The organism is Altererythrobacter sp. Z27 (genome assembly GCF_052683155.1).
Genome location: NZ_JBQYMC010000001.1, coordinates 1,902,402 through 1,915,305, shown reverse-complemented (window position 1 = coordinate 1,915,305; position 12,904 = coordinate 1,902,402). Strand labels below are relative to the sequence as shown.

General features: G+C 63.6%; 12 protein-coding genes and 1 tRNA gene. 7 read left to right on the top strand and 6 right to left on the bottom strand.

Annotated elements, in window-relative coordinates; genetic code table 11:
- Positions 1-9: 9 nt before the first annotated feature.
- Both gpmA and ACUJ47_RS09340 read right to left on the bottom strand, forming a co-directional pair.
- Positions 10-696: a 2,3-diphosphoglycerate-dependent phosphoglycerate mutase gene (gene gpmA, locus ACUJ47_RS09345; RefSeq protein WP_445538130.1), complete on the bottom strand. Its 687-nt coding sequence runs from the start codon at positions 694-696 to the stop codon at positions 10-12.
- Between the two features lie 139 nt (positions 697-835).
- Positions 836-982 carry a hypothetical protein gene (locus ACUJ47_RS09340; RefSeq protein ID WP_445538129.1) on the bottom strand — a complete coding sequence of 49 codons (147 nt, stop codon included), beginning with the start codon at positions 980-982 and terminating at the stop codon, positions 836-838.
- A 124-nt stretch (positions 983-1,106) separates the two neighbouring features.
- On the opposite strand from ACUJ47_RS09340, the gene ACUJ47_RS09335 reads away from it, so the two are divergent.
- Positions 1,107-1,181: transfer RNA gene (locus tag ACUJ47_RS09335), tRNA-Thr, on the top strand.
- 74 nt (positions 1,182-1,255) lie between these two features.
- On the opposite strand, the gene ACUJ47_RS09330 is transcribed toward ACUJ47_RS09335, so the two are convergent.
- Positions 1,256-2,014: an SDR family NAD(P)-dependent oxidoreductase gene (locus tag ACUJ47_RS09330; RefSeq protein WP_445538128.1), complete on the bottom strand. Its 759-nt coding sequence runs from the start codon at positions 2,012-2,014 to the stop codon at positions 1,256-1,258.
- A gap of 16 nt (positions 2,015-2,030) precedes the next feature.
- Entirely contained in the window at positions 2,031-2,840 is an 810-nt protein-coding gene (locus ACUJ47_RS09325; protein ID WP_445538127.1) for a helix-turn-helix transcriptional regulator, read from the bottom strand.
- 136 nt (positions 2,841-2,976) lie between these two features.
- Here ACUJ47_RS09325 and ACUJ47_RS09320 point away from each other — a divergent pair, with 136 nt between their 5' ends.
- Both ACUJ47_RS09320 and ACUJ47_RS09315 read left to right on the top strand, forming a co-directional pair.
- Positions 2,977-4,608, top strand: coding sequence for an AMP-binding protein (locus tag ACUJ47_RS09320; RefSeq protein WP_445538126.1), 1,632 nt, complete (start codon positions 2,977-2,979; stop codon positions 4,606-4,608).
- A 158-nt stretch (positions 4,609-4,766) separates the two neighbouring features.
- A complete protein-coding gene (locus tag ACUJ47_RS09315; RefSeq protein WP_445538125.1) occupies positions 4,767-5,315 on the top strand; it encodes a hypothetical protein in 549 nt (182 codons plus the stop codon).
- A 722-nt stretch (positions 5,316-6,037) separates the two neighbouring features.
- Here the strand turns inward: ACUJ47_RS09315 and ACUJ47_RS09310 are convergent.
- Both ACUJ47_RS09310 and ACUJ47_RS09305 read right to left on the bottom strand, forming a co-directional pair.
- Entirely contained in the window at positions 6,038-6,940 is a 903-nt protein-coding gene (locus ACUJ47_RS09310; protein WP_445538124.1) for an SDR family oxidoreductase, read from the bottom strand.
- A 40-nt stretch (positions 6,941-6,980) separates the two neighbouring features.
- Positions 6,981-8,567 (bottom strand): fatty acid--CoA ligase, encoded by a 1,587-nt coding sequence (locus ACUJ47_RS09305; RefSeq protein WP_445538123.1) that lies wholly within the window; start codon positions 8,565-8,567, stop codon positions 6,981-6,983.
- A gap of 140 nt (positions 8,568-8,707) precedes the next feature.
- On the opposite strand from ACUJ47_RS09305, the gene ACUJ47_RS09300 reads away from it, so the two are divergent.
- The 4 genes from ACUJ47_RS09300 (at position 8,708) to ACUJ47_RS09285 (ending at position 12,900) form a co-directional block, all read left to right on the top strand.
- A complete protein-coding gene (locus ACUJ47_RS09300; RefSeq protein WP_445538122.1) occupies positions 8,708-9,508 on the top strand; it encodes an enoyl-CoA hydratase/isomerase family protein in 801 nt (266 codons plus the stop codon).
- Positions 9,509-9,600: 92 nt separating this feature from the next.
- On the top strand, positions 9,601-10,770 hold the full coding sequence (locus tag ACUJ47_RS09295) for an acyl-CoA dehydrogenase family protein (protein ID WP_445538121.1): 1,170 nt from the start codon (positions 9,601-9,603) through the stop codon (positions 10,768-10,770).
- 40 nt (positions 10,771-10,810) lie between these two features.
- Complete coding sequence (locus tag ACUJ47_RS09290; protein WP_445538120.1) at positions 10,811-11,353, top strand: PH domain-containing protein; 543 nt, start codon at positions 10,811-10,813, stop codon at positions 11,351-11,353.
- Complete coding sequence (locus ACUJ47_RS09285) at positions 11,350-12,900, top strand: PH domain-containing protein (RefSeq protein WP_445538119.1); 1,551 nt, start codon at positions 11,350-11,352, stop codon at positions 12,898-12,900. Before ACUJ47_RS09290 ends, ACUJ47_RS09285 begins: the two co-directional genes overlap by 4 nt.
- Positions 12,901-12,904 lie beyond the last annotated feature (4 nt).

Genomic DNA, 12,904 nt, shown 5'->3' with positions numbered 1-12,904 from the left:
CAGTCCCGCTCAGGCGTCTTTCAAATAATAGCGTGCACTCGGCTGCATTGCGTCATCGAAGTCATAGATGATCGGCTGGCCGGTGGGAATCTCGAGCTCGGTGATGTCCTCATCCGATATGTTGGAGAGGTGCTTCACCAGCGCGCGCAAGGAATTGCCGTGGGCGGAGATAATCACCGTCTCGCCTGAGGAAAGCGCGGGGTGGATGTCGCTCAGCCAATAGGGCAGCACGCGCTCGATGGTCAGCTTGAGGCTTTCGGTGCGCGGCACTTCGATCCCGAAATAGCGCGGATCGTTCGACAGGTCGTAAGTGCTGCCCGGCTCAAGCTCGGGCGGCGGAACGTCGAAGCTGCGGCGCCAGATGTGGACCTGCTCGTCGCCGTGCTTCTCGCGCGTTTCCTGCTTGTCGAGCCCGGTCAGGCCCCCATAGTGCCGCTCGTTCAGGCGCCAGTCCTTGGTCTCGGGGATCCACAGCCGGTCGCATTCGCCCAGCGCGAGGTGCAAGGTGCGGATCGCGCGGGTCTGGACCGAAGTGAAGGCGCGGGTGGGCAGCACGCCCTTGTCCTTCATCAGCACGCCAGCGGCCATGGCTTCCTCGATGCCCTTTTCGGTCAGATTGACGTCCCACCAGCCGGTGAAGCGGTTTTCGAGGTTCCACTGGCTCTGGCCGTGGCGGACGAGGATCAATTTTGGCATTTTATCTCCGTTGAGCGGCTCCGGCCCTCTCCCCCTCCCAGCCACCCGATAGCATGACCGGGATCATATCGGGTGGCTGGGAGGGGGAGAGGGCTGGCACCGTCCCCGCGTCAGCGGGCAAACTAACGAGCGACACGCGTTAGCTTTCGCTGCGCGGCTTGGGAAGACTCTCGGGACCCGATTCGGTCATTTCGCGCGCCTGCGCCTTCCGGCGGCGCAGGTTTTCGCGCAGTTTTGCCGCCAGCCGGTCCTCGCGCGACATATTCTTGTGCGTCTCTTCACTCATGCGAAACGCCTTGCCGATAAAGGCTGCTGTGCTCAAGTAGCGAAGCGATAGCACAGCAAGAATGCTTCAAGCTTGGCTTGACATTGCGCCCGCGCGCGACAATAGGCGCGCCACTCTTTCCGGCGCTGCTGTAGCTCAGTGGTAGAGCGCACCCTTGGTAAGGGTGAGGTCGGGAGTTCAATCCTCCCCAGCAGCACCATCCCTTCGAACATCGCGAAACGGATCGCCCGGGGGGCGTGTTCCCGCGCTCAAGCAGCGAAGCGGTAGCGTGACTTAGAGCGTTTGCCCGTCGTCGAGCACGAAGTCGGTGCCGGTGACGAATTCGGCCGCGTCCGAACACAGGAACAGCAGCACGGCGTCGAGCCCTTCTTCACCCATCAGCCGCTTGCGCGGGAAGCGTGCGATGTGCTTCTGCCCGGCCTCGGTCTGGAACCACGCATCGTTGATCGCGGTGCGGATATAGCCCGGCGAGATCGTGTTGATCGAAATGCCGCGACGCGCCCATTCGCGCGCCATGCTGCGTCCGGCCTGCACCACCCCCGCCTTGCTGGCGGAATAGGCGACGAGGCCGGGCGAAGGTTCGAAAGCAGTGATCGAGGCGATCATCACGATGCGCCCGTTGGGCACGCCCGCGGCCATCATCCGCCTGGCGCCTTCGCGCGCGGTGAGGATCGCGCCCTTGAGGTTGACGTTGAGCGTCTGCTCGATCTCGTCCTCGGGCATTTCGGTGACCATGCCCGCACCGTCGATCCCGGCATTGGCGATGACCGTGTCGACCGTGGCGCCGAATGCAGCTTCGGCGGCGTCGTATCCGGCGATGATGTCGGCTTCGCGGGCGACGTCCATCTGCACCGCGCATGCCCTGTCGCCGATCTCGCCCGCCAGCGCCGCGAGCCGGTCCGCGCGCCTTGCACCCAGCGCCACATTCGCGCCCGATCCGGCCAGCAGCCGCCCGAAACGCGCACCGAGGCCCGACGAAGCGCCGGTGATGAGCGCAGTGCGCCCCGACAGGTCGAAGGAAAAGCCGCTCACCCGGATGCTTTGCCGGTCAGTCGCTGGCGCCGAGATAGCCGAGCTGGCCGGCCTTGAAGATCGTCTGCGCGCGATTGACCGAATCGAGTTTCTCGCCCGCGCGATGGATGTGATAGCGGATCGTCGCGTGGCTGCGATTGAGGATCATGCTGATCTCGCGGTCGGTCTTGCCGATTGCGGCCCAGCGCAGGCACTCGACTTCGCGCTTCGACAGCACGCAGTCCGCAGGGATGCGGCGCTTGGTGCGGTTGGCCTGGACATAGCCCGCGATGAAGCGGCGCATCAGCTGGCCGAACAGCGAGCCGTAACGCGCGAATTCCTCCGAAAGGTCTTCCTTGCTGCGATCGAGGCTGGTGAAGGTGTTGCAGGAGATCTGGCCGAACGGCAGGTGCACCGGAACCACGATCGATGCCTTGCAGATCGCCTTCTTCTCGTAATCGCTCAGGTCGATGTCATCGAGATAGGAGTTCCGCCAGCGCGTGTGGAAGCCATAGCGGTTCACCCAGAAGGGTTCGCTTTCATAGCGGCAGGCGCGGGGCAGCTGCCAGTGGAGCGCCAGGCGGCTGTCTTCCCACCAGCGGACGCCATCGTCGATCCAGCCGAAGATGTCCGCATTGAGGTTGATGCCGTCGGCATCGAACATGGCGGTCTTGGCGGCGATATCGTCGCACATGGCGACCTGCATTCCGCGTTCCGCGGCGGCGCGTGCAAGTGCAATCGCGGCATCGTGGATATCGTCGGTGCAGCGGATCGTGACCCGCTCAAGCAATTGTTCGACGCTCTCCAGGCTGAGCGGCGTGCGAAGTTCTACGACATTGGATGCCACGCCAGAAACTCCTATCCTCTTCCCACAACGGCTACGTCTTACACGCATTCGCACCGCAGCCTCTTACTTTGTTCAGGCGCTTGGGTGCGAGTCGCCGATTAGGCTGGGTAGCATAACAAGGAAGGTTGGGCGAGCAATGGCGTGGCAAGGCGAGAATTTCGGATATGCGATCAAGGCCGTTGCGAACGCGGTCGAACCGGGCCGTCCCGTCCTGGTCCATGGCGATCGCGTGGTCAGCTGGGGCGAATTCGACGCCATTACTGACGCAATCGCCGCCGGGCTTGTCGCGCGGGGGTTGGGGCCCGGCGATGTCGCGGGCCAGATGCTCAGGAACACGCCCGAATACATGCTGGCCTATTTCGGTTGCGCCAAGGCGGGCGTGACCCCGGTCAATGTGAACTACCATTACAAGGACCGTGAGCTGGTCGACATCTTCGCGCGCTTCGGCCTCAAGGCGCTGTTCGCGAACCGCGAATATGCCGAAGCAGGCGCGCGCGCCATGCCCGAAGGCGCGCTTGCGCCTTTCGTCGCCGAGCCGGGCGACGCCGGATGGGAGGCTCTGTGCGCGAGCGAGATCGGCCCGGATTTCGCCGTCTGCGACGATCTTGACTGCATGTTCTTCATGGCCACCGGCGGCACCACCGGCATGCCCAAGGCGGTGATGTGGCCGTTCGGCGCGGCGTGGGAAGCGCTCGGCATCGCGTCATGGTCGCCCAGCCCGCTCGTCCCGCCCGAGATCGCCACTTCGCTCGAAGAGCATGCCGCCATCGCAGCCCGGCAAGTGCCGGGGCACCCCGAAAGCCAGGCGCCCTTCATGCCGCTCTGCCCGCTGATGCACGGCACGGCGCAATATTCGGCGGTGAACCATTTGCTCAAGGGCGGCACGCTGGTGACGCTGCCGATGGAATCCTTCGACGCCGACCTCGCGATCGACACGATCCGCGATCGGCAGGTGCGCGCGCTGGTGATCGTGGGTGACGCACATGCCATGCCGCTGCTCAAGGCGCTCGATGCGCGCACCGATGCCGCCGAAGCGATCGCCAGCCTGCGGCTGGTCGGCTCGTCGGGGGCGCTGTTCTCGCTTTCGCATAAGGAGCGGCTGGTCGAGCTCAACCCCGAACTCGTCGTGTCCGACGTGCTGGGTTCGAGCGAAAGCGGCGGCACCGCGCTGCGGGTGACCACGAAAGACGGAACGCTGGGCGGCGGGGATTTCATCGCTGTGCCCGACCGCGGGATGACCCTGTTCGACGAGAACCTCAAGGAAATCCCCATGGGCACCGAAGGCGTGGGGATCGTGGCGCGTTCGGGCCCGCTGCCGCTGGGCTATCTGGGCGAGGATGAGAAGAACGCGCAGACCTTCCCGGTAATCGGCGGCAAGCGTTATTTGATGACGGGCGACCGCGCGCGCTGGAACCCGGACGGCACGCTCGATTTCATCGGGCGCGACAACATGTGCATCAACACCGGTGGCGAGAAGGTCTTTCCCGAAGAGGTCGAAACCGTGCTGCAGGCGCATCCGGGGGTGAAGGATGTGCGCGTCGTCAGCCTGCCCGATCCGCGCTTCGGCCGGAAAGTGGTGGCCGTGGTCCAGCCCGAAGGGAGCGAGGAAGGGCTCGATGCGCTGCTCGATGCGGAGGCAAGGGCGGGCCTTGCGGGATACAAGATTCCGCGGCTCTACGTCTTCACCCAGCGCTCGTTGCGGCTCAACAATGGCAAGCCGGATTACAAGGTGGCGCAGGCCATCGCCGACGAAGCGGAGGCGGGATAGCGCGAGACTGGTACCCGAAGTTCCGTGCCGGTTGCCGTAGCAGACAAGGGGGGCGCCATGGGCGCAGGGCAGAGACCAAACTGACGGCCTTGTCACAGATCAATTTGTTCAGCGTGAAAAGGCATTAGTATTCCTGCCAAGCTTGTCAGGAGGATTCGGTGAGTAGGCTTGCCTTCGCTTTCCTCACTCTGTTCGCGTCATTATCGGCACTGACCGCCACTTCTGCACCCGCCCAGAATGCCGAGAGCAAAGACCGCTGGGCCTTGGACAGCTTTGGTCCCCAAGGGCAATGTGGCGTCTCGAGAGTGCTGGTTCCCAACCAACCTAGCCAGATTGCGATCGGCCTGAACCAGGATGGAACCTATCTCACCCTACAGAACCTCCAGTGGCAGCTTCCAAGAAAATCGACCAATATGATGAGGGTGAAGCTGAAGTTCGAAAACTCAGATCCGATCAAAACCGATGCACTCATGATCAACCAGATCCATGCCTTTCAGATTTTCTCCATTCTGATGCCAATTGAAGAAGAGGAGATCTGGGACCGCATGCTGTCTGGCGAGCCTTTGCAGGTCACAGGTTCGTTCAAACCGGGAAGCGTAACAGTCCAATTCGATGACTTGGACTCGGCCTTGCCGATTCTAAAAGACTGTGTTGACCAGTTCTTGCCTGGCCGGAAGCTGCCCTTCGCAATTGCAGCGGCAGAATAGGATTGGGTTCGCCTCTGAGCGAAACCTGGAAGTGGCTACATCTACGCGGAGCAATGTCCGCAATTGGGTCGGAAGCTGACAGTACGCCAGCAACCATCGTCCGACATCGCCGGGTTTACTAATGCGTGGCAAGCGGCACGCTTAGGGGCGGTCAGGCGAAATCCGCTAGTCGCCGCGCGCCCAGTCCCAGAGGCTTCCTTCCTGCTTGTCAGGCGTAAGGAAGGGTTCGCCGCAAGAGCGCACCCTCGCTTTGTGCGCTTTCTCGATCGGCTTCTTGCCTGGCTTGCGCTCAAGCTCTGAATGTGGCCGGGTCCTTCTAGACACGGTTCCCTTCTCCGGATGCAGGTCAAGTCACAGGAGCCTGTCACAACAGAATTGATTTGAAGCTTAGGCCTATACTTTGGCTTGCCCCAACAAACTTCCTCAATTTCCGATTACCGAAGCACGGTCGCGCTCGACAGGAGCGCAGTCTTGCATCGCGGATGACGCGCCTGCGTATCGTGTAAATGTGTGATCAGGCGTCAGGTTTGGGACGCGACCCGCTATTCCGGTTTTCCTACAGCGCGGCAATCTGGCAAAAGCGCGGCGCTCTTTGCCATCGTTGCATCACCCCAAATGCGGCCTTCGCATTCACATGCGGAAGGAGGGTTTTCTCTTTCAGGACACTGTCGCAAGTGTCGCATTGGCCAGCAAAACGCCCCGCAGCCTGAACGAATCGAGCCCTAGCCGGTCGTCCGCTCGGATTTGTCCTGCGCGTTCGTGCCCTTGATCATCGCGCGCATCTGGTCCCATTCGGCATCGCCCAACCCGTGCAGCGCGCCCCAGAAGGTGCCGCCGGTCGCCTGGTAACCCGCGCCGTCGATCGCGATCGTCTGCCCGTTCACATATTCCGCGCCGGGGCCCATCAGGAACACCGCCAGATTGGCCAGCTCGTGCATTTCGCCGTGGCGGCCCATCGGGTTGATCTCATTGTTCGAATTGCCGCCGCGCCCGCCGGGGCTAAGCCGCGCGCTCATGCCCTTGGTCGGGAAAAGGCCCGGCGCGATCGCGTTGAAGCGCATGTTGTAGCGGCCCCATTCGACCGCCAGGCTCTGAGTCATGGTGTTGATCGCGCTCTTCGACATGGCCGAGGGCACCACGAAGGCCGAGCCGTTCCACACCCATGTGGTGAGGATCGCCAGGAAGTTGCACCGTCCGCCTTCGGCCTTGATCCTTTTGCCGACGTCGAGCGTGACGTAGAATGTGCCGCGGAAGACGATGTCGGCGATGGCGTTGAAGCCGTTGACCGAAAGGTCTTCGGTGCGGCTGACGAAATTGCCCGCCGCATTGTTGACCACGCCGGTCAGCGCGCCGCCATCGGCCCAGATTGCATCGATCATCGCGTGGATCGCATCGGCATCGCGGATATCGCAGGCCATCGGCACGACCTTGCCGTCGTGCTCGGCCATCAATTCCTGCGCGGTCTCGTCGAGCTTTCCTTGCCGCCGCCCGCAGATATAGACCGTGGCGCCCAGCTTGAGGAAAGCTTCCGCCATCTCGCGGCCGAGGCCGGTGCCGCCGCCGGTAACGAGGATCCGTTCGCCTTCCATCAGGCCGGGGCGGAACATCAGCTGTGAAACGTCCATCGTCTACTCCTCGATACCTTTGTGCGGGCGCCTGCGCGCGTTAGTTTACCGCCCGGTCCCTGCCTTCCCAATAGGGTGCGCGCAAATCCTTGCGCAGGATCTTGCCTGACGGGTTGCGCGGCAGCGCCGCGATGAAATCGACCGACTTGGGGCATTTGTATCCGGCGATATGCTGGCGCGCATGCGCGATCACTTCGGCTTCGGTCAGTTGCTCGCCCGGCTTCACCACCACGCAGGCCTTTACCGCTTCGCCCCATTTGTCGTCAGGGATGCCGATCACCGCGACGTCCGCGACCTTGGGGTGCGAGTAGATCGCATTCTCGACCTCGGCCGGATAGACATTCTCCGCGCCCGAGATGATCATGTCCTTCACCCGGTCCTGGATGTAGAGATAGCCGTCCTCGTCGAGATAGCCGGCATCGCCGGTGCGCAGCCAGCCTTCGGCATCGATCGTCTGGGCGGTCGCTTCGGGCCGGTTCCAATAGCCCTTCATGTTCTTCGGGCTGCGGGTCGCGATCTCGCCGATCGTGCCTGTCGGCACTTCGTTTCCTTCGCCGTCGATGACCTTGATCTCGACATTCTTGAGCGGCGTCCCGACCGATCGCATCCGCGGGCTGCCTTCCGGAACGTGGTCTTCGGGGCCGAGCGCGACGATCGTCCCGGTCGTCTCGGTCATCCCGTACATCTGCACGAAGCCGCACCCCAGCACCGCCATCGCGCGCTTCATCAGCTCAAGCGGGATCGGCGATGCGCCATAGGTAATGTATTTGAGGTTGGAGAAATCGACCTCGCTCACGCGCGGATGGTCGAGCAGGATCTGGATCGCCGCCGGCACCATGAAGATCTTCGAGATGTTGTAGCGCTCGATCAGGTCGAGCGCGCGGGTCGGATCGTATTCGGGCAGGACCACTGCGTTCGAGCCGTTGAAGATCGTGCCGAGGCCATATCCGGTGCCGCTGATGTGGAAGCATGGCATGGCGAGCAGCGCCACTTCGCCTTCGACCGTCTTCTGCCAGTCGTGCAAATCTTCGGCATTGCGATCGTTCATGCGCGAGGAAAAGATCGATCCGTGGGTCAGGATCGCGCCCTTGGGGTGCCCGGTCGTGCCGGACGTGTAGAGCTGGACCGCGTCGTCATCCACCGCGCAAGGCACCATCGGATCGCTGTCGGGAAAGCCGTCGCGCCATTCGGGATAGCCGGGATACTTCCCTTCCGGCGCTTCCGAGCCGAAGATTCCGGAGACATGTTCGAGCTGCCCTTCGATATCGCCGACCAGATCGGCGAAACCCGGGCCGACGAACAGCGCCTTGGCCTGGCAATCGTTGACGACATAGGTGACTTCGGGCCGCGCGAGCCGCCAGTTGACCGGCGTCATCACCGCGCCGAGCTTGGCCGCTCCGGCGAGGATCTCGAAATAGATGTGCGAGTTCTTGCCGATATAGGCGACGCGGTCGCCTTTCCGGACGCCGAGCGAAGCCAGAGCATTGGCGGCGCGATTGCTCCGCCGGTCGAGCTCGCCGAATGTGAGCACGTCCCCTTCATATTCGAATGCGATCGAATTGCTTCGTTCGCGCCCCTGATGGCGCACGATGTCGCCAATGGTCTGGGGATCGCCGATGCTCGACATGGCAGCCCTTTCCCGAATGCCTCTCGCCAAGGGGTGTAGGTGGTACACCCTCACCGGCCATTGGCATATTTCATAGCAGCGATCGCGCGGCGCTGCGTTAGGGTCTCCCGCATTCGGGGAATTGGCGACAGGAGATCGAAGTGAGCGCAGAACTGCTGGTCGAGACGCGCGACGGCGTCGAGATCGTCACTCTCAACCGGCCCGACAAGCTCAATGCGATGAGCGCCGGCCTGATCGCCGAACTCGACGCCTATTTTCGCGGGCTGCAGGATCGGCTCGAGGTGCGGGTGGTGATCCTGCGCGGGGCAGGGCGGGCATTCTGCGCCGGGCTCGACCTCACGTCCGGCTCATGGCCGGGCCGCGAAGGCGAAGGGCCGATCCAGGGCGGCTGGCGCACCCAGCGCGCCATCGCTACTGTGATGCAGCTGATGCGCCAGTGCCCGCAGCCGGTGATCGCGCTGGGCCATGGCGCAGCCTGCGGCGGCGGTTTCTCGCTGCTGCTGTCGAGCGATGTGCGGATCGGCGCGCCCAGCCTGCGCATGAACGCGGCCTACATCAAGATCGGGCTGGGCGGTTGCGACATGGGCTCAAGCTATTTCCTGCCGCGGCTGGTGGGGGCTTCGGTCGCCGCCGAATTCATCCTCACCGGCAATTTCATGGGGGCCGAACGGGCGCTCCAATGCGGGCTGGTGAGCCGCGTGGTCGAGGAGGAGGCGCTGCTCGACGCCGGGCTCGAACTGGCGCGCGACATGCTGGGGACGGCGCCGATGGGCCTGCGGCTTTCGAAGGACGCGCTCAACCGCAATATCGACGCGCCGAGCTTCGAAGCGGCGCTGGCGATCGAAGACCGGCAGCAGGTCATGCTGGCGCAGACGCAGGATTTCGAAGAGGCCAAGCGCGCCTTCGCCGAAAAGCGCGCGCCCGAATACAAGGATCGCTGACTTCGCGCGGCTCCCCTCGCAAATGCGCTAGGGTCGCTCGGCCAAACATGCGCTAGGAATAGCGGACGGACCTAAGGGGAGACGCAGAGGCCATGGATTTCCGCCCTACCGACGAGCAGCGCGAATTGCAGGAAGCCGCGCGCAAATTCGCGCGCGCCGAATTGCCCGAGCTGGCGCGCGACATGGAGGAAAAGGATTATCCGGTCCCGCGCGCCATGGTGCGCAAATATGGCGAAATGGGCTTCCTGGGCGTCAACCTGCCCACCGAATATGGCGGGCTGGGGCTGGGCCATCTCGAAGCTCTGCTGGTGCTCGAGGAATTCGCCCAGATCTCGAACGCGGTCGCCTTTCCTGTGTTCGAGGCGCTGGTCGGCCCGGTCCGAACGATCGAGCGTTTCGGCTCGCCGGAGATGAAAGCGCGCATCCTGCCTGAAGTGATCGCGGGCGAGAAAGTCGTCGCGGTTTCGATGTCGGAACCCGATGCGGGGACTGCGCTGACCGACCTCAGGACGCGCGCGGTCGAGGACGGCGACCACTTTGTCGTGAACGGCTACAAGCGCTGGACCAGCGGCGGCGGGCACTCGGACTACTACGTCACCTATTGCCGCTACAATGACGAGCCGGGCGCGAAGGGGATCGGCGCGATCCTGCTCGATCGCGATGCCTCGGGCATGCAGTTCGGCAAGCGCGAACAGCTGATGGGCTTTCGCGGGATCGAGACCGCTGACTATGCGATCGAGGATGTGCGTGTGCCGAAGGCCAATGTCATCGTCGGCGCGGGCGGCTTCGGCAAACTGATGAGCGCATTCGGGCTCGAACGCTGCGGCAATGCCACGCAGAGCCTTGGCGTCGCGGCGGCGGCGCTGGAACAGGCGACGCAATATGTCCAGGAACGGCATGCCTTCGGCAAGCCGATCGTCGAATTCCAGGCCGTGCAGATCAAGCTCGCGGAAATGGCGATGAAGGTTGAGGCCGCGCGCCTGCTGATCCACCGCGCCGCAGCCAATGCCGCGCACCAGCCCGACGGGCTGCCCACGGTCTACGAAAGCTCGGTCGCCAAATGCTATGCGAACGAGATCGTGCGCGAAGTGACCTCGATGGGCGTGCAGGTGATGGGCGGCTATGGCTACCACAAGGATTACGGGATGGAGCAGCGCCTGCGTGACGGTTTTGCCTGGGGGATCGCGGGCGGGACCACTGACGTGCAGAAGACCAATATTGCGGCAGCGATGATCGGGCAGAGGTTCGACCAGCGCCGCTAATTCATTGACGCGCCGAGCCGTATTGCCCATGTAAGACGGTATGGACGAGAACACTCCGGCGACACCCGTGGCTCCGCCCGAGCCATTGCCTGCAACCACACCCGCGATCGACGGGCATGGCGACAAGCAGGAGCTGACCAAGCTCCACCCCAATTACGTCTGGGCGCTGCGGGTCGAAACCACGCTGGTATCGATCCCCTTCATCATCGGCGCGCTGGTGCTGGAGGCGTCGGCGATACTGCCCCCGGCAGTGATCATTACGCCGGTGGCGCTCGCCGCGCTGCTGCTGATCCTGCGCTTTCCAGCGCGGCGCTTCTTCGCGCGCGGCTATGCCATGAGCACCGACCGCTTGCGCGTGGTGCGCGGGCTGATGTTCCGGCATGACACAGTGGTGCCATTCGGCCGCGTGCAGCATATCGACGTCAGCCAGAATCCGATCGAGCGTTTCTTCAGCATCGCCACGCTCACCCTGCACACGGCGGGCACGCATAACGCCTCGGTAAAGCTTCCGGGGCTGGGCGAGCAACTCGCACGCGACCTGCGCGAGGAAATCCGCAGCCACATCAAGCGCGAGTCGCTGTGAGCGAACAGGACTCCGCCAAGATTCCTGTCGCGGCCGCAGGCGAGCCGCAGCGCACAGACCCGCGCACTTTCCTGGTCCGCGCCGTGTCGATGCTCGGCCAACTCGCACTGCCGATCGGCATCGCCTTGTTCTCGATTTTCAGGAAGGGCGAAGTCGCAGACAAGGCGCTGATCTTCCTGCCCTTCGTTCTCATACTGGTGGGCATCAATTTCGGCATCGCTTACCTGCGCTGGCTGCGGCTGACCTACACCACCGGCAAGGAGGACATCCGGGTCGAGAGCGGCATCGTCAGCCGCGCGGCGCGTTCGGTGCCTTACGAACGGATCCAGGATGTCAGCCTAGAACAGAAATTCCTGCCGCGCCTGTTCGGCCTGGTCGAAGTCAAGTTCGAAACGGGCGCGGGCGGCGCGGAAGATCTCAAGCTTGCCTATCTCACCGAAGCCGAGGGCGAAGCGCTGCGGCTGCTGATCCGCGAACGGCGCGAGGAAGAGGCGGCGGAAGCCTCGACGCACCCGGCAACCGATGCCGCACCGGTTCCGGCAGACGAGCCCGCCGAAGTGCTGTTCTCGATGGACGCCGGGCGGCTCACCACCTTTGGCCTGTTCGAATTCTCGCTCGCGGTCTTCGCGGTGATCGGCGGTGCCTTCCAATATGCGGACAGTATCGTCGGGATCGAGTTGTGGGATCCCGATTTGTGGCTGGGCATTGCCGAAAGCCAGCAAGGCTGGATCGCCGGGCTTGGCCCGATGCTGCAAGCCATCAGTGCAATTGTCGGGATCGTCGCGCTGGTGGTGGTCGGGTCAGCGACAGGGCTGGCGCGCACCTATTTGCGCGATTGGGGCTTCGTGCTGGAGAAGACGGCGCGCGGCTTCCGCCGCCGCCGCGGGCTGTTCACGCGCACCGATGTGGTGATGCCGGTGCACCGGGTGCAGGCGATCGAACTGGGCACCGGGCTGGTGCGTTACCGCTTCGGCTGGCACGAACTCAAGTTCACCAGCCTGGCGCAGGATGCCGGACAGTCGAGCCATGTCGTCGCGCCTTTTGCGAAGATGGAGGAGATTGCGCCGATCATCCGCGCCGCCGGCTTCGTGCCTCCTTCGGAGGATCTCGACTGGCATCTCGCAAGCCGGAAATACCGCTTCGATTCGGCGCTGCTCGAAGGCGGGGTATTTGCCCTGCTGGCGATACCTGTGGCGATCTTCGCGCCCTTGCCCTTCGTGCTGGTGCCGCTGGGGCTGGCGACCTTCTTCGCGGGAGCCAATCTCTACGCATGGCAATTTCACCGCCATGCCTTGAGCGCCACGCAGATCTTCGCGCGTCGCGGGCTGCTCTCGCCGCGCACGCAGATCGCCTCGCGGGTCAAGCTGCATTCGGTCGAGATTTCGCAAGGGCCGATTGCCCGGCGGCGCGGTTACGCCACGCTGCATCTCGGGCTGGCAGGCGGAAAGCTCTCGATCCCCGGCCTGCCGGTCGACCGGGCTTTCGAACTGCGCGCCGCCATCCTCGACAGCATCGCAGCGAAGGATTTCTCGCGACTGGGCGGGTGAGCTT